11 protein-coding genes are annotated in these 17,841 nt (G+C 67.8%); 3 read left to right on the forward strand and 8 right to left on the reverse strand.

All coding sequences use genetic code 11. The features are described 5' to 3' along the window. Positions 1-12 precede the first annotated feature (12 nt). Positions 13-2,253 carry a penicillin acylase family protein gene (locus HKK74_RS24485; protein WP_187245683.1) on the forward strand — a complete coding sequence of 747 codons (2,241 nt, stop codon included), beginning with the start codon at positions 13-15 and terminating at the stop codon, positions 2,251-2,253. A 233-nt stretch (positions 2,254-2,486) separates the two neighbouring features. Here the strand turns inward: HKK74_RS24485 and HKK74_RS24490 are convergent, their stop codons facing one another. The 4 genes from HKK74_RS24490 to HKK74_RS24505 all read right to left on the reverse strand — a co-directional run bounded on the left by HKK74_RS24490 (position 2,487) and on the right by HKK74_RS24505 (position 7,595). Next, positions 2,487-3,758, reverse strand: coding sequence for a glycosyltransferase family 2 protein (locus tag HKK74_RS24490; protein WP_222722686.1), 1,272 nt, complete (start codon positions 3,756-3,758; stop codon positions 2,487-2,489). A gap of 198 nt (positions 3,759-3,956) precedes the next feature. Further along, a complete protein-coding gene (locus tag HKK74_RS24495) occupies positions 3,957-5,063 on the reverse strand; it encodes a 3'-5' exonuclease (protein WP_312881718.1) in 1,107 nt (368 codons plus the stop codon). 123 nt (positions 5,064-5,186) lie between these two features. After that, complete coding sequence (locus HKK74_RS24500; RefSeq protein WP_312881719.1) at positions 5,187-6,128, reverse strand: formylglycine-generating enzyme family protein; 942 nt, start codon at positions 6,126-6,128, stop codon at positions 5,187-5,189. An 84-nt stretch (positions 6,129-6,212) separates the two neighbouring features. Next, positions 6,213-7,595, reverse strand: coding sequence for an arylsulfatase (locus tag HKK74_RS24505; RefSeq protein ID WP_187245685.1), 1,383 nt, complete (start codon positions 7,593-7,595; stop codon positions 6,213-6,215). 228 nt (positions 7,596-7,823) lie between these two features. On the opposite strand from HKK74_RS24505, the gene HKK74_RS24510 reads away from it, so the two are divergent. Further along, positions 7,824-10,061 carry a sulfatase family protein gene (locus tag HKK74_RS24510; protein ID WP_187245686.1) on the forward strand — a complete coding sequence of 746 codons (2,238 nt, stop codon included), beginning with the start codon at positions 7,824-7,826 and terminating at the stop codon, positions 10,059-10,061. A gap of 424 nt (positions 10,062-10,485) precedes the next feature. After that, entirely contained in the window at positions 10,486-11,934 is a 1,449-nt protein-coding gene (locus HKK74_RS24515) for a sulfatase family protein (RefSeq protein ID WP_187245687.1), read from the forward strand. A 229-nt stretch (positions 11,935-12,163) separates the two neighbouring features. Here the strand turns inward: HKK74_RS24515 and HKK74_RS24520 are convergent, their stop codons facing one another. The 4 genes from HKK74_RS24520 to HKK74_RS24535 form a co-directional block, all read right to left on the reverse strand. After that, positions 12,164-12,451, reverse strand: coding sequence for a hypothetical protein (locus HKK74_RS24520; RefSeq protein WP_187245688.1), 288 nt, complete (start codon positions 12,449-12,451; stop codon positions 12,164-12,166). A gap of 24 nt (positions 12,452-12,475) precedes the next feature. Further along, positions 12,476-13,408, reverse strand: coding sequence for a chymotrypsin family serine protease (locus tag HKK74_RS24525; protein ID WP_187245689.1), 933 nt, complete (start codon positions 13,406-13,408; stop codon positions 12,476-12,478). A 52-nt stretch (positions 13,409-13,460) separates the two neighbouring features. After that, positions 13,461-15,572 carry a M14 family zinc carboxypeptidase gene (locus HKK74_RS24530; protein WP_222722687.1) on the reverse strand — a complete coding sequence of 704 codons (2,112 nt, stop codon included), beginning with the start codon at positions 15,570-15,572 and terminating at the stop codon, positions 13,461-13,463. Between the two features lie 105 nt (positions 15,573-15,677). Then, positions 15,678-17,819, reverse strand: coding sequence for a CocE/NonD family hydrolase (locus HKK74_RS24535; RefSeq protein WP_187245691.1), 2,142 nt, complete (start codon positions 17,817-17,819; stop codon positions 15,678-15,680). Between the last annotated feature and the right edge of the window lie 22 nt (positions 17,820-17,841).

Consider the following 17,841-nt stretch of genomic DNA (forward strand, 5'->3'; position numbering starts at 1 on the left):
GTGGACCAAATCATGAGCCACGCGCAGAACGAAGGGCTGAGCCGGCGCCGCGTCCTGGGCGGAGCAGCCGGGCTGACCGCCGGCGCGGCCGTCGCGACGGGGCTGCCGTCCAGCGCGTCCGCCGCCACCGCGCAAGGCACGCCCGATCTCGCCCGCTGGCGCAAGCAGGCGGCGCACGTGAGGATCACCCGCGATGACTGGGGCATCCCGCATGTGGTGGGCAAGACCGACGCCGATGCGGTGTTCGGGATGATGTACGCCCAGGCCGAGGACGACTTCAACCGGATCGAGAGGAACTATCTGGTCAGCCTCGGCCGCCTCGCCGAGGCCGAGGGCGAGAGTGCGATCTGGCAGGACCTGCGCCAGCGGCTGTACATCGATCCCGAGACGCTGAAGAAGGATTATGTGAAGTGCCCGGCCTGGCTGCGCAGGCTGATGCAGGCCTGGGCGGACGGGCTGAACTACTATCTCGCGACGCACCCCGAGGTGCAGCCGCGCGTGATCAACCGGTTCGAGCCGTGGATGCCGCTGAGCTTCTCCGAAGGCAGCATCGGCGGCGACATCGAGCGGGTGCCGCTCACCCAGCTCGAGGCCTTCTACGGCAAGCGCGCGGTGCCGATGACCGATGCGGAACGCGGGCTGCTGTTCAGCGAGCCCAAGGGCTCGAACGGCTTCGCCATCGCGCCGAGCCACACGCGGGACGGCCATGCGCTGCTGCTGATCAACCCGCACACCAGCTTCTTCTTCCGCTCCGAGCAGCACGTGACGAGCGACGAAGGGCTCAACGCCTATGGCGCGGCCACCTGGGGGCAGTTCTTCATTTACCAGGGCTTCAACGCGCACGCGGGCTGGATGCACACGACGAGCGGCATCGATCGTGTCGATGAGTTCGCCGAGACGATCGTGACCGGGGCCGATGGCACCCGCTCCTACCGCTATGGCAACGAGCTCCGGCCGGTGACGACGAAGACGATCACGTTGTCCTATCGCACGGCCGATGGCGGACGGGCGCAGCGCACCTTCACCACCTTCGCCACCCATCACGGCCCGATCGTGCGCGAGGCGGACGGTAAGTGGATGGCGTTCGCGCTGATGAACAAGCCCGTCGAGGCGCTGCAGCAGAGCTATCTGCGCACCAAGGCGCGGGATTACAAGAGCTACATCAAGGTGGCGGACTTCAAGGCCAACAGCTCGAACAACACGCTGTTCGCGGACTCGAAGGGCGACATCGCCTTCCTGATGCCGCAGTTCGTGCCGATCCGCGACGACCGCTTCGACTATCGCAAGCCCGTCGACGGCAGCGATCCGGCGACCGACTGGCGCGGGCTGCACAGCCTCAAGAGCCTGCCGCAGGCGGTGAATCCGAAGAACGGCTGGACGTTCAACACGAACAACTGGCCCTGGACCGCGGCCGGCGCGGACAGCCCCAAGGCCGCCGATTACCCGCGCTATTTCGACCAGGCCGGCGAGAACCCACGCGGGCCGCAGGCGATCCGGGTGCTGAGCGCGCGAAACGACTTCACCCCGCAGACGCTGATCGCAGCCGCCTTCGATACCTACCTCACCGCCTTCGCCCGGCTCGTGCCGGGCCTGCTCGCGGCGTGGGACAAGCTGCCCGAGAGCGACCAGCAGAAGGCGAAGCTCGCCGAACCGATCGGCCTCCTGCGCGGTTGGGACTATCGCTGGGGCGCGACTTCGACCGCGACGTCGCTGGCCGTGTTCTGGGGCGAGGCGCTCTGGGCGCCCTTGGCCCAGGCGGCCAGCGCTGCGGGCATGTCGATGTGGGATTACCTGGCCGAGCGTGCCACCGATGCGCAGCGGCTCACGGCGCTCGGGGAGGCGGCGGAGCGGCTCACGCAAGATTTCGGCAGCTGGCAAGTGCCCTGGGGCGCGATCAACCGCTTTCAGCGCAACGACGGCGCGATCGTCCAGCAGTTCGACGATGCCAAGCCGAGCAGCCCGGTGCCTTTCACCTCCGCGCAATGGGGCTCCCTCGCCTCGTTCGGGGCGAGACGCTACCCGGGAACGAAGCGCTATTACGGCACCAGCGGCAACAGCTTCGTGGCGGTCGTGGAGTTCGGGCCGAAGCTGCGCGCCTGGGCGGTGACAGCGGGCGGCGCGAGCGGACATCCCGGCTCACCGCACTTCAACGACCAGGCCGAACGCTACGCGAGCGGCAACCTCCGCCCCGTCTATTTCCATCCCGAGGACCTCAAGGGCCATATCGAGCGGACCTACACGCCGGGCAAGTGATCAATCGCCAAAGGGAAGCCCATCGGCGAAGCGCTCCTCGAAACCGGAGACGGTGACCCCGGCCCTTCTCGCAGGAAAGTTCGTCGACGCCGAGGCGCGTCAGCCGGCCAGCCGGTCGGTGCGCGCCTCGGCATCGGCGCTAACCCTGACGCCTCCAGCCTCGCCAAGTTCTACGCCACGCCCGCCCAGCAGCCCGCCGTAAGCATCCAGCGTCGAGATGCCGGGATCTCGGTTCAGCGTGACTCGCCGGGCGCATGGGCACGTCCTTTCTCGTACACGGACAAGCCCTTGGACAGGCGGAGCGGGACCAGGATCAGTTCGACGACGAGGCCCTTCCACGCGTAGTAGACGTTGACCGCCTTCGTCAGATACGCGAAGGGAATGTTGAGCAGGACCCCCAGCACCGGCAGCCTCCGTCGCCGCGCGGCGTGGACCAGCAACGGCACCAACAGGATCAATTCGGCGCCGAACCACCACGCCACCGTTCGGCCGACCGGCTGATGCATCGCCATCGTGGCGATGAAGGGCCCGGCCAGCCACAGCGGCACGGTGAGGATCTCCAGCACGGCCACGATCACCCACAGCGCCAGCATGGGTTTTCTGGTGATCAGCGGCCGCAGATGCAGCCGGACGTTCTGAAAGAAACCGGCCATCCAGCGCCACACCTGCTTGCGCAGATAGGTGAGGGTCTCGGGGTCGGCGGCCCACGCGACGGCGTCGGCGACATAGACGGTCCGCCTTCCCGCGATCTGCTGCGACCAGGTGTAGTCCATGTCCTCGACGATGGTGCGCTCGGGAAAACCACCGAAGGCCACCAGCGGCTCGCGCCGGAACACAGAACAGCAGCCCGAGCAGACCATGGGGCTGTTGACCGCGTTCTGAATCGGCCGGTGCCAGTGGAAACCGAAGAGGTACTCGATCGATCTGCCGCGTTCCCAGGGCGTCCGGCTGAAACGGGTCTGGACGTTGCCGGCCGCCACGACCACGTCCGGATCGTCGAACACCGGCTTGATCTTCTCTATGTAGTCCGGCGCGAGCACGGTGTCGGCGTCGACCGCCAGCACGAGTTCGCTCTCGCAGTGCGGGAGCGCGTGGTTCTGCGCCTTTGCCTTGCTGCCGAGGTTCTGTGGCGGGGTCAGCACGGTGACGCCGTAGGATCGCGCCACCTCGCCGGTGCGATCGACGGAGCCGTCGTCGACCACGATGATCTCTTCCGGAGGGACGGTCTGGCGGAGAAGGGCCTCCAGCGTCGCCGGAAGCCCCGCCTCCTCGTTGTGCGCGGGAACGATGACGGAAAGGGTCCGGCTCATCGCGGCCGCCTGAATCTCATGAGTACCTTTCCCGCCATGGCGGCGAGCGCCACCGTACAGTAAATGGCGGTTCCAAGCCCCATGCCTAGAAGACCTCCGTGCATTTTCCATCCTTTCATGGAAGCCATGGTTTTCGGCCATGGCATTCGGCCCAGCAGCTCGGTCACCGATGCGACCGTTTGGCATTTCCACCATGCTGAACTCCACACGTCGCACGGGTCCAGCCCCCTTTTCCATCTGTGGATAACTCACCAGAGCGTGGACGTTGACGCACCCGGCCGAGCATCGTCACTGCCCGTTCGCGCTGCCCGAGCCTGTACGGGATCGACTAATAACAGGCGCCGCCCTCGTTGCCCGATAAGCTCGATTCATTACCTTTCCCGGCCCCACGCCTCAGAGCAGCGGGGTGAGATACGGGCTGGGGTTGCCGTGCCAGGACACGTGGAGGTCTTCCCTGGCCCGGGTGCAGGCGACGAAGATCAGGCAGCGTTCCCGCTGCAGGTCGGCGGCATGGAGGGACTTGTCCTCCTCCACGGGCGTGACCGCGCCGGCCATCGGCATCTGGTGCTCACCGGCGCCGATGACGGCCACGCAGCGGAACTCCAGCCCCTTCATGCGGTGCATGGTGCCGACCCGTACGGCATCGCCAGGCAGCACTTGGGCCAGTGAGCCGGCGGCGATCCCCACTCGCCTGAGAGCAGTGACGGCGTCATCGACCAGCGTGTTGGACCGGGCGGCGACCCCCACCTCGGCGGGTGCGACCCCCGAGTCGAGCCAGGTCCGGACCCGCGCCGCCAGCTCGTCCATCTCGCGGGCCTTCGTCGCGTACGCCGCCGTCCTCGGCGGCGACCCGTGCACATCGGAGCGGCATCCGCTCAGCGACTCCAGGCCCTCGTCCATGTCGTCGACCCGCTGGCCGGCGAGCAGCCCGAGGCTCCACCCGAGGATCTCCGCTGTCGTCCGGTAGTTGATCGTCAGCCGAGACGACCGGCCGGCGACCCGGATGCCGAGGCTGCGCAGCGACACCGTGGCGCCGTAGATCCGCTGGTGGGTGTCACCCGCGATGAACAGATCATCCGGCCCTTCGGACACGGCCGCGCGCAGCAGCCTCCATCGAACCGGGTGCAGGTCCTGCGCCTCGTCGACCACCACGTGGCCGTACGGCTTGGACGGCGACTCCGCGAGGATTCTGGCCGCTTCCACACAGATCGAGTCGTACGTCCAAAGCTTGCGCGAGGCGAGTTCGGAGGTGAACTCGTCGATCGCCTGCCAGACCTGCGCCTTCTGCAGGTGGCCGAGGGCCCGTCCCCGCCCGGGCCGCTTGGCCGCGAGATAGCCGTCGGCGTCCGCCACCGCCTGGCCGAGCACCACATCACGCCATTCGGTGGCCAGGAACGTCTCGGTGAAAGACAGCTCGAGCCGGCTGATGATCCGCTTCCAGATCGATTTCTCCTCAGCGGACTGCAGGATCGCGAGCCGGCCGTGTTTCTGGGAGACCACCTGATAGGCGACCTGATCGACGTGCCGTACGTCGATCCGTCCAAGTACCTCCTCGTCAGAGGTCAGAAGCTTGAGGTTCTCCTCGAGCGAGGAGGACAGCGTCGAGGAAGAACAGGCTCGTTCTCAGCCGGCGTCATTGGCGCAGCGAAACCCGATGTTCGCCGCCGCGGATTCGGCGGTGTTGCTCGACCGTGCCGCCAGCCGGTACCGGTAGCAGTACGAGTCGTGGCACAGGAACGAGCCGCCTCGCATGACGCGCGGGGCGGAGCGACCGGGGTCGTGGACGGGGCCACGGGGGTCGGATACCGGGGCCTGGGCTGCGCGGGCGGCGTAGGTGTCGGCCGCGAAGGTGTCAGCACACCATTCCCAGACGTTGCCCATCGTGTTCCACAGCCCGAAGCCGTTGGGCCGGAACGACTTCACCGGCGCGGTGGCGACATGACCGTCCTCGCCGGTGTTGTGGGTCGGGAAGGTCCCCTGCCAGACGTTGCACATCCACCGGCCACGCGGTGTGAGCTCATCACCCCACGGGAACCTGCTGCCCTTCCGTCCACCGCGGGCCGCGTACTCCCACTCGGCCTCCGTGGGCAGGCGCTTGCCCGCCCACCTGCAGTAGGCCTGCGCGTCGTTCCAGCTGACCTGAACCACGGGGTGGTTCTGCAACGACCCGATGGAGGACTGCGGCCCGTCTGGGCTGCGCCAGGATGCGCCCCGCACGACAAGCCACCACGGTGTGCCCAAGGGGCTGCCGAGGATGTCGGACGGGTCCGCGCGCACCGTGAGATGGAACACCGCCGACATGCCGAGCCGTTCGGCATCGGTCACGTACCCGGTGTCCTTCACGAACGCGGCGAACGCGGCGTTGGTCACCGTGGTGGCATCGATCAGGAACGGGTCGAGACGCACCTCGTGGACGGGACCCTCACCGTCGGCGGCATACCCCTCCCCGAAGGCGTCGCCCATCGCGAACATGCCGCCCGGAACACGGACCTGCCTGCGGGTCCGGCGGTCCGCCGCGGACGGGCGGAACGGCCCCGGCGGCCCGAGCGTGATGGTCTCGATCACCGGGCCCGTCGTCTGGCCCGTGCTCGTGGACGGGGCGCAGCACGAGGTGTCGCCGCCGGAGTGCGAAATGTGGCCGGACATCGCTCAGGCGGCCGTGACGGCACCGGCCAGCAGCCGCTCGGCCTCACGGACCAGCGCGGGGTGGTCGGCGGCGACATCGGTCCGCTCGCCGACGTCCTTGTTCAGGCGGTAAAGCTCGACCGGCCTGGACCCGCGGCGGACGGCCTTCCAGTTCCCGAAACGCACCGCCTGGTTCCGGTTGTTCTCCCAGTACAGGTACTCGTGGCCGGGCTGCTTCCCACCGGTCAGCGCCGGAACGAAGGACACCCCGTCCAGCCCCGAAGGCGCCTGCGCTCCTGCGACCTCGGCCAGCGTCGGCAGCAGGTCCCACACCGCGACCGGGTGGCGCACCGCGGACCCCGGCGCCGGGCCGTCCGCGCCCCGCAGGCTCGCGGGGAAGCGGACGATCAGCGGCACCCTGATGCCACCTTCGTACACGGTGAACTTGATGCCGCGCAGGGGGCCGTTGCTGTCGAAGAACTCGGGGTCGTGCGGGAGTGTGCTCCCGACGTGGTCGTAGTTGGCCCCGGCCTCGTGCGGGCCGTTGTCGCTGGTGACCAGGACGAGGGTGTCCTCCGCAAGGCCGAGTTCGTCCAAGCGGGTCAGCACGCGGCCGATCTCGGCATCGGTGCGGGTGATCTGGGCGGCGTGGTTGCGTTCGCCCTGGGGCCAGTCCTCATCGCTGTAGGGCGCGTCGCTGGGGATTTCGTTCGGAGCGTGCGGGGTGGTGTAACCCAGGTAAAGGAAGAACGGCCCGTCCTTGCTGCGGTCGATGAAGTCCAGCGCTTCCTGCGTGAACAGGTCGGTGGCGTAGGTGACGTCGGCGCCCTCGTTCTCCGGGTAGGCGACCCGCTGGTCGTTACGCCACAGATAGGCAGGCCAGTAGTCGTGCGCGTGCCGCTGGTTGATATAGCCGAAGAAGTAGTCGAAGCCCTGGCTATTGGGATGGCTGGCGTTGGCTCCGGTGTCGGGTCCCAGCCCCCACTTGCCGACATGCGCCGTGGTGTAGCCGGCCGAGCGCAGCGTCTCACCCACTGTGACGTCCTCGGGCAGCAGCCCTGAGCCGGCGTCGTCGTTGGTCTTGACCCGCGAGTGCCCGATGTGCAGTCCCGTGAGCAAGGAGGCCCGCGTCGGAGCGCATGAGGGGTTCGCGTACGCCTGGGTGAAGCGGAGCCCTTCGGCGGCCAGGCCGTCCAGCACCGGTGTGCGGATCACCCGCTGGCCGTAGGCACCCAGCTCGCCCCATCCGAGGTCGTCGAGCACGATCAGCACAACGTTCGGCGAGCGCCCCAGACGCGGTGCCCGTCCCGCGAGGGCCTGCGCGGCGGCCGCCGGGGCCAGCCCGGCCAGGACCGCCGCGCCCGTGGCGCCGGCGAGGAAGCCTCGCCGGGAGGTCATATTCTCCATATTTCCTATCTTAATAGTATGCAATATCTAGATCAACCCACGTCTCACCTGGCGAGATGGGGGTCGAGGTACGCACCGGAGTAGACGCCCCCCGGCCACGGCGCCGACGCCGCACGGCCGATCGTATTGCATACTTTTTTGGTTGACTTTACCCGAAAGCGTCAGCGACGATCTACCCCACTGATCTCGCCCAGGCCTGAAACGTGGCCGTCATCGAAGGACACCGCCATGCCCAGCCGCCGCCAGTTCCTCTCCGGTTCCGCCCTGGCCTTCGGGGCGGCCGCATTGCCCGCCGTGCCCGCCGCGGCGGACGTCCCGCACGGCGAGGGCGCGGGGCCGGGCAGGAGGCGTCCCAACGTCGTGGTGATCCTCGCCGACGATCTCGGCTACGGCGAGCTGGGCGCCTATGGCCAGCGGACGATCCAGACCCCCAACATCGACCGGCTGGCCGCGGAGGGGCTGCGGTTCACCGACGCGTACTCTTCCGGCCCGGTCTGCGCGCCCTCACGGTGCTCGCTGCTGACCGGACTGCACTCCGGTCACGCGAGGGTCCGCATCAACCCCAGCGGCGACCCGAACAGCGTGGCGTTGCGGGACGGCGACACCACCTTCGCCGAGGTACTGCGCGCACGCGGCTACCGCACCGCCATCATCGGCAAGTGGGGGTTCGGACCCGAGCAGGCCGGGCAGGCCAGCCACCCCAACGCCCGTGGGTTCGAGGAGTTCTACGGCTACATGACCCACGGGAACGCCCACAACTACTACCCCGCCGACCTGTGGCACAACGGCGAGAAGGAGCCGGTGCCGGAGAACGCCGGCGGTAAGAAGGGCGCCTTCGCCCCCGACCTGTTCCGCGACCGCGCGATCGACTTCATCAAGGCCCACCGGGACGAGCCGTTCCTGCTCTTCCTCACTCCGAACGTCCCGCACGCCCCCAGCGACGTGCCGAGCACCGCGCCCTATGACGGCGCGTCCTGGCCCGCCGCCGACAAGGGGCATGCCGCCCAGGTCACCCGGCTGGATGGATACGTGGGATCGGTCGTTTCCGCGCTGCAGGACCACGGCCTGGCCGGCTCCACGATCGTGCTGGTGACCAGCGATAACGGGCCGCACGAAGAGGGAAGCTTCAACCCGGACCTGTTCGATGCCAACGGCCCGCTGCGCGGCTACAAGCGAAACCTGTACGAGGGCGGGGTCCGGATCCCTCTGATCGCCTGGTCACCGGGCCGGATCCGTCCCGGCACCAGTGACCGGCCGACCCAGCAGACCGACCTGCTGCCCACGCTCGCCGAACTCGCCGGAGCCCCGGCGCCGCGCGACATCGACGGCATCTCCATCGCGTCGCTACTGGACGGCGGCTCCGGCAGCGCCGCGGCGGCCGGGCATCTGTACTGGTACCGGCTCGACACCGGCGTGACCCGCCGCGCCAACGAGGTCGAGAGCGGCCGCATCTCCCGCGCCGCCGAGGCGGTACGGCAGGACGGCTGGAAGGCGGTGCGGTTCGCGCCGGGCACCGACCGCACGGTCCCCGACGACCAGTGGCAGGTCGAGCTGTACGACCTGCGATCCGATATCGGGGAGACCACCGATGTCGCCGCCGCCCACCCGGAGGTCGCCGCGCGGCTGGTCGGGCTGATGCGCAATTCGTGGGTCGACGACTACGAGCGCGAGCCATTCGGGCTGCGGCTGGAGGCCCCCGAGATCCTGCTCCCGGGGATCACGTACACCATCACCGCGACGCTCGCCAACGGCTCCAGGCAGATCTGGACGGGAGGGCGGCTCCGGCTCCGCACGCCCCGCGAGTGGACGGTACGGCCGATCACACGGGACGGCTTCGGCCGGCTGACCCCCGGGCTATCGGCGCGGGCCGAATGGCAGGTCACCGTCCCGGAAAAAACCAGCGCCACCACCTGGCCGCTGGAGCTGACGGTGACCTGCACAGCGGGCGGGAGGCCGCTGAGCTTCCGCGCCGAGCGGACTTTCGTCCCGCCACCGCCGCCACCGGCCGCCGACGCCTACCTCAGCGACCTGACGTGGCTCAGCGCGGTCAACGGCTGGGGCCCCGTCGAGATCGACACCAGCAACGGCAAGGCCGAGGCCGGAGACGGCACCCCGATCAGCTTCGGCGGCACCCAGTACGCCAAAGGACTCGGCGTGCACTCCCACTCCGAGGTGACCTACCACCTGGGCGGTCGGTGCACCCGGTTCAGCTCGATCGTCGGCATCGACGACTTCTCCGCCCGCCAGAACAACCGCGGCAACGTTATCGCCGAAGTCTGGGCCGACGAGACGAAGATCTTCGACAGCGGTGTGCTGCGCGCGGCCACCGGCCCCCAACCGGTGGACGTCGATGTCACCGGGGCACGGCTGCTGCGCCTGGTGGTCCGCAAGGCCACCGAGAGCAACAGCTTCAACCACACCTCCTGGGCCAACGCCTTCGTGCGGCACGCGAACCCCGACACATGACGACCGGGACCTGACGAGGGCTGGGCGCAGCAGATCTGTTGACCCGATGATCAAAGCTCCCTACTATGTCGGTATGGATTGTGGAGAATTCCTCTCCGCTCGCCTGCACGTCGACTTCAAGCGGCAGGAGAGCGCATTGTGTTCGCTCGTCTCGCCATAGCCGGTCAGGGCCGCCATCTCGACCTTTGGTGTGGCTCCCAACGGCCTGACCGTTCCGCCACCTAAAGTCTTCGCGATTCCGCGTGTGACCTATTAGTCATATTCGGTAACGTTCGCCGAGCTTTCTCACATAGCAATTTCCTCTCTGGTGAGCCATTCGGCCGACGTCATTCTTGTCCGCCTTCTACTCTTCCGCGCGCCTGCGCAGAATTTTAGTACCTCATCCGAAAGACGGCATCTCTACCAACATTGAGAGGAGTTAGAAATGCGCGACGAACACGAAGGCCAGGTTAGTGGGGAGTCAGAGGTCAGCCGCCGCCGCTTCCTCGCGGGGTCGGCCGCGGCCGTGGCGGCGACTGCCACCCTTTCGGCGCTTCCGGGTGTCGCAGGGTCGGCGTCAGCTGTGGCTCGCCCGACAGGGACTCGCCCGAATGTCCTGCTGATCGTCACCGACGACCAGCCCAAGGACACCGACTGGGCTACCCAGAGGATCCGCAACTGGCTCGTGGGCAACGGCGTGGAGTTCACCAACGGCCATGTCACCACGCCGCTGTGCGCACCCTCCCGATCATCGATATTCTCCGGTCGCTACGCGCACAACCACGGTGTGCTGAGCAACGGACACTCCTACAACCTCGATCAGAACACCACCGTTCAGCGTTACCTCAAGGAGGCGGGGTACCGTAACGGATTCTTCGGCAAGTACCTCAATTCCTGGAACGTGGCCGATACCCCGCCCCACTTCGAGGATTTCGCGCTGCTCGGCCCGGTCGTCTACAACGACGGTCAGTACAATCGCAACGGCACGGTCCAGAAGATCCCTGGTTACTCCACCCACGTCATCAGGGACTTGGCACTCGACTTCATTCAAAAGGGCACGAGTGACACGCGCCCCTGGTTCTTGGTCGTCACTCCCAAGGCCCCGCATGGCCCGAACACCCCTGAGCCCAAGTACGCCAACACTGCCGTACCCGCATGGAATGGCCGCCCCTCCGTTTTCGAAACCGACAAGAGCGACAAGCCCGCCTACGTCCAGGACGCCAAGGCGACACTCGCCGACGGCCAACGGATACGTCAGGACCAGTTCCGCACCCTGCTGTCCGTCGATGACGCCGTGCAGTCGATCCACAACAAGCTTCAGGCCACCGGTCAGCTCGACAACACGCTTGTCATCTACATCGGCGACAATGGTTTCGCCTGGGCCGATCACGGCAGGACCGCGAAGTCGGTGCCCTACCGGCCGTCGATCGAGGTGCCGTTCTACCTGTCCTGGCCGGCGGCCGGGTTGGGCGCCGGAACGACCGACAACCGCCTCGTGGCCAACATCGACATCGCACCGACCATCCTGAACGCCGTCGGGATCAAGCCCGACACCCCCCAGGACGGGCGCTCACTGCTGACCCCTCACAGGCGGTGGCACCTGCTCACCGAATGGTGGAAGCAGGGCAACGGCACGGCAGGCCCGACCACATGGGCGTCCTACATCAGCACCCGCGAGCAGTACACCGAGTACTACGACCTGCGCGCCGACCGCCAAGGCGCTCTGGCGGGCACCGGGGCCGTGTTGTTCCGCGAATACTACGACCTGGTCAACGACCCGTACCAACTGACGAACAAGCTCTATCAGGCGACACAGCGCGATGAGCGGAAACTCGGCATCCCTGCTCTCGCCGCCCGGCTCGCCGCCGACCGTGAGAGTCGAGGCCACCTCTAGCCGACACGCGGCCGACAACGCCTGCAATTCCGCCCGCGTACGCAGCACACGCGTACGCGGGCGGTATCACGATCACTCGACCGAGCGGAAAGGTAGATGACATCGTCGTCCTACGAGGAAGTGACGTCTGCCTTGGCGGTTTGGGCCTTCCGGTCAAGCCCATCGTCCAGAGCCCGTCCTGGTACACATCCGAATCCAGCAGCGGCTCTATCGGGCTCCGTCGCGACGGTCAGTTCCGTACGTAACGGCGCGGGCCCACCTTCGACGGCACGGGCGAGACCTCGGCGACGTACCCGGGTGGTGGGTCGCCGACCACCAACCACACCGGGTTCACCACGGCCCGTTGGAGTCGGCGCGTCCTCGAGATCAAGGCGACGAGCACCAACCCCAACGCGATTCTCAGTGTCCACCACACCTCTGGCGAGTGCATGTTCACCCTGACCAATGTGGGCGGGGGAAAGTACCAGGACCAGCGCCAGTGGCTGGACAACCCGGGGAGCATCACGGTCAAGATCACCGGCCTCCTTTGACACTCACAGGATCAGAGTGGCACGAGCGACCCGTCGGCCAGGGTCCAGCCGTTTGCGATCTGGAGGATCTTCGTCATCCGGGTGCCGGCGACTCCGATGACATTGCCCTCTATATCGACGGCGAGGTGGGTGAGGTCACCGGCGGCCTCCCCGAGGACGGCGAGCACGCCCGAACCGGAGTCGCCGGGGGACGCCGCGCTGACCCACGAGAAGCCGTCGCCGTTCTTGATGTCCCAGCGGATCGCGGCGCCCACGCGCGGAGTGCCGCCGGCGCCGAACGCGGTCCCATGTCCGAAGTGCTTGACCGGAAGGCCCACCTGACTGCCCGTGTAGACCCCGGAGGGTCCGCCCCAGACGGGCATGGTCGGGTTCATCCAGGAAGCGAACTCCGGGAAGATGTCGATCATGGCGAAGTCGTCGCCGATCCCGTTGTCATGGGAGACGCTGATCTTGCCGATGACATACAGGCCGGGGAGGCTGCCGGAGGTGGGTGGCGGCACGACGTACGCGCTGACCAGCTGGCCGTTCTTGCCGCAGTGTCCGGCGGTACCGAGACCCCACGCGGCGCTCTTCTTGAACACGAAGTTGGCGGTGCACCAGCCCAGCAGGTTGTCACTTCCGTCGCTGCCCAGCAGGGTGAGCAGCCACTGGCCGGGCCGGATGCCGGGCTGGGCAAGCCCGGCGGCCTGGCCCTCGCTGACCCCGCCGGGCAACGTGGCGCCCTCGGGTAGCCTTACGCCGTCCGTCCCCGAGGCGAGCAGCCGCCGCTCGAACTCAGGGGTGTACCAGGACGGGCTCACCTTGGTGGAGATCGGCTTGTAGGCCACGCCGTCCACATACTCGACCTTGGTCTGGCCCGCGACGGCGCTGCCGGTCAGCGGAACGAAGGACGCCAACGCCAGCAGTGCCGCCGCCGCGATCCGGAAGGGGTGTCGTGTGCGCATGGTGCCTCTCTTGTCGTACGGGGAACATCCGATTCACCCGCGGAGATCATGGTCAGGGGCGGAAGGCCTTGGTGCACTCCGTGAGGTCCAGCCGCTGTGTCTTCCCGCGGTCGACCGTGATGGTGGTCTTCTGCAGCACCGCGCCGTCCGGCTTCTCGCAGGTGAGGGTGTAGCTCTCGACGAGACCGTCGCCGAAGACCTGCTCGTCGGTTCCGTAGAGCCCGGCCTTGAACGTCACCTCGCTCGTCACCGAAGCGAAGTTCACCGCCTCCATGACGTACGTGCCAGGCGCGGGGTTGTCGATCAGCGCCTCTTCCTTCTCGTTGATGAAGTTGCCTGAGCTCCCGACCTGCTTGAGCGTGCCGTCGGCCTGCTTGAGGTAGACGTTGAGGTCGACGTCGTCGGGGGTCGGCCAGTCGAGGTTCACCTTGAGGGCGCCGATGCCCTGCTCGGTCACGGTGAACTCCCGCTGCACCTTGTTCTGCGGCTGCCACCCAGCGGTCGTGACCGTGGTGCTCTCCTCACGGCTTGGGTCCTGGTCCAGCACCTTCAGGCGGTGCTGCATGACCTCCGGCCGTGTCGAGGGGTTGACGTGCCAGGTGTACTTGCCGCCTCCGGGTACGACCAGGGTCGACTCCAGCGTGTCGAGGATGACCTTCGGCCGACCCGGCTGTTCCTCTTGGGAGGTCTTTGTCGCGAACTGCTTCTTCAGGCGCAGCACCGCACCGGCCGGCGCCTTGCCGGAGACGAGCGAGTGCGTCTGCGAATTCGCGGCGTTCTCCAGGGCGATGAGGAACGCCTCACGGTTGCCCTTCCCGGCGTGATCGCCCGCGCCCACGTACTCGGCGACGGTCTCGGAGAACGGCGGGTGGAACTCATCCGGACCGATCTCGAAGGTGTAGCCGAACCCGCCGGTCGCGCCGTACGACCAGTCCTCCGTCGTGCCCGTCGTGTCGTACAGCTCGTAGCCGTGGAGGTTCTGGTAGCCGTTCTGCGCCGCCATCCGCCCGCCGAGGTCCTTCATGGCCGCCTCGTCCACGGTCTCGCCGGTCTTGCGGACACCCGGGGGCCGCAGGACCAGGTTGCTGAACGTGTGATTGGTGATCAGTGTGGTGACATGCCGGGACGACACGAGTTCCCGGATGTTCTGCGTCTCCGGCTCGGAGAACGGACCGGCGCCGCGGTAGGTCTCGTCGGCCGGGCTCGTGCCCGCACCCGCCCCGCCCCACAGACCGCCGTAGTTCCGGTTGACGTCGACACCCAGATACCGGTTGTACGGCGCGTAGCACTGGTCCGGCGGCGGCGTGGTGCCGTCGACCAGCCGGCAGTTCTTGCGCTTGTAGGCGTTGCCGGGATTGGCCAAGACCGTCACGGTGCCGCCGTTGTCGACCTCCCGCGTATCGACCAGGTCACCCCAGGTGCGCGACTGGTGGAAGCCGTCGACGTTCACCACCGGAACGACGATGACCCGCGTCTTCTTCAGCAGGCCGGTAATACGGGAGTCGCTGCCGAAGTTCTTGACCAGGTCGACCGCGAACTCCATCGAGAGCTCACCCGACGGCCATTCGCGGGCGTGGTGCACCCCCAGCATCAGGAACACCGGCTTGCCGTCGGTCGTCGACGCGACGTTGTCGGAGATCTCCACGCCCTTGACGTCGCGGCCTTCCAGCGACGGGTGATTCAGCGTGATGGACTTGACCAGCTTCGGGTGGTCTGCCGCGAGCGCGGCCATGTCGCGGTTGTAGTCGTTGAGTGTCCGGTAGGTGTCCCTGCCGGAGGGCAGCGGTGAGGCGGCGGTCGCGGCCGCGTATGCCTTGTCGATCTTGTTGATCTCCAGCTGGCGCTTGCCGATATCGGGGATCCTGACGGTCCAGGTGAACCCGTTGCGCGTCAGCCGATCCCGGTCAGCGGCGGTGTGGAGGACCGCTTCGACATAGGTGGGGCCGGCGTGCTCGGTCAGGTCCAGTCCCAGGGCGCCCAGGCGGTCCTTGTCGGCCGCCGTGGATGTCTGGACTCGGACGAGCTGGGCGGCGAAGGCCGCGTCGGTCTCGGCCGCCGTCACGCCGGTAGCGGCCTGGGCAACGCTTGTCGCCAGGGCACCGGCCGCCAGGCAGGCGACCAGCCTGCGAACAGCTCTTCGGGGGGAGCGGAATGCGGACGGCACGGAACCTCCCGGTTCGTTCGCGACCAAATTCGTTGAGCAATCGTCCAATACGGTCATTGGGTTTTGGTTTCGCCCCCTTTGCCCGAGGCTGGCAGCAACTGCGCTTTACGCAGCACCTCCTGGTACGCCGTCGGAGTTGATGAAGGTAAGGGTGAGATCGACCCGGGTTCCGGGGAGTCCCGCCCAGTTGTGGACCTCGACGCGGTACCGGCCGGGGGTCGGTCGCGCCAGGCGGAGTTGTTCTTCGGTCAGGCTGCTGGAACCGCCGGAGGCGAGATCCCCGCTCCAGGTGCCGTCGGCGTTCCGCCGTTGCAGGTAGAGGTCGATGTCGGCCTGGCCGGCGGGGATCGCGCCCACGATGAGGTTGGCGTTGTCCTTGCGCTCCTGGACGTCGAATTCGAAGAACTCGGAGTTGACGCCGGACACGCGCTGGCCGGCGCCCGGAGCCGCCGGGGTGACCGAGCCACGGATCGTCGCCTGGGCCGGGCCCCCGGTCTTGGAGCGGATCTCGAGCGGGACGGTGTCGGCCATGAGCGCCGGGTCTGCGACGACGGGAACGCGCAGCGCGGTGCCGGTCGGCCCGGTCATCACCGTGATCCGCGGATCGGCGGCGAAGGCGGGCACCTTGTCCGGGTCGCTCGCGGTCACCCGGAGCACGAGCTTGTGGCCGGCCCGCAGGTCGTGCGCCATCGCGAAGCCCGGCGGCTTCATCGTCATGGCGACGGTGGGCACCACCGGGGTCACCTTGTCGAGGCCCTCGCGCAGCTCAGGGTTGATCGCGAACTGGCTGATCCGGCGCCGTGCGCCGTCCGGGAACTCGTCGTAGAGCGTGGCGATCAGGTGCACCCTTTCCACGGTCACCGAAGCCACGAGGTCGAGCTGGGGTTGGCCGGCGAGCACGGTGTCGCGCGTCATCGGCGCGGTGGCGAAGTCCACGCCACCGGTTCCCTGCGGGTCGGTGGCGCCGCGCGGGTCGCCGGTGAAGCTGCTGCCGCCCGCCGTCGACGGACGTGACGTCGCCAGTTGGCCGTCGGCCGTCGGGTACAGATCGAGCGTGCTCGCACCTGGCACCGGCCAGGAGTTCGTCACCAGGATCTGCGAGCGATCACCGGTGCGGGCGCCCTCGAAGGTGCCGTCGGAAAGGAACAGCTCGGCCGCGGGGCCGGTGTCGACCTTGCGGCCGGCGAGGTGCTTGTCGAACCAGGCGTGGAGCGCGTAGGTCCACTGAATGCCTCGCCGGGTCGGGCAGCAGCCGGATCCGTGGTCCCACTGGCCGAGCCAGATCTTGTCACCGGTCCGGCCGCCTCGCTTGGTGAACCACTCCATGCCCGCCACCCTGGCGGCGTTGTCGTTCACGCCGTGCACCATGAACACCGGAATGTCCGCGGCGGTGGCCGCCGCCCGCCAGTCGCGCTCCGCGTGCCAGGGGGCGTATCGGCCGGAGGCTTGATCCTCCCCGGTGACGAGGGAGGAGTTCGGCAGTCCGCAACCGGTGTTCTCCACGTTCTTGCCGAAGCTCTCCCCGCCCGGCAGGTGCCGCTCCAACGCGATCTGCTCATAGGCGTACATCGGTCCCGCCCACTGCAGGAAGTACGGGACACCGGCCTGGAACTGGTGGTCGTACATCGTTGCCAAGCCGGCGCTCGGCACGATGGTCGTCAGGCCCCGTGGCTTCATGGCGGCCGCGAGGGAGGGCGTCGATCCGACGTAGGAGTGGCCGGTCATGCCCACCCGGCCGTTCGACCACGGCTGCCCGGCCGCCCATTCGACGACCGCCTTGAGGTCCTTGGCGTCCTTGGGGCCCAGGTGATCGAGGCAGCCCTGTGACTTGCCGGTTCCGCGCAGGTCCATCATCACCACCGCGTAGCCACGTGGTGCGAAGTATCGGGTGAGCCCGAGCGGTTTCGAGTCGGCGTCACGCGGCTCCGGCAGGATCCGGGTGCCGTCGCGATCCGCGAGCGTGCCGTGGTACGGGCTCGCCTCCAGGATCACTGGGTGTTGCGTCTTGTCGTTGGGCCGGGTGATCTCCAGGTAGACGGCTACCCCGTCCGCCATGGGCAGCAGCAGGGTCTCCCGGACCACCTGGGTCTGATAGTCGTACGTCGGTTGCGACAGGCCCTTGATCTTGGTGTAGTCGAACGCCTGTGCCGGAGCCGCGGACGCGGCGACCGGGGACAGACTCGTGAGCATCAACGCGACCGCAAGGCAGGCGATGAGCCGCGTGAGGGTGTTACGGATGAGCGCCAAGGGAGTGGCATTCCTTTCGCGA

Origin of the sequence: Actinomadura alba (genome assembly GCF_014323705.1) — a bacterium.
Lineage (GTDB): Bacteria > Actinomycetota > Actinomycetes > Streptosporangiales > Streptosporangiaceae > Actinomadura_C > Actinomadura_C alba.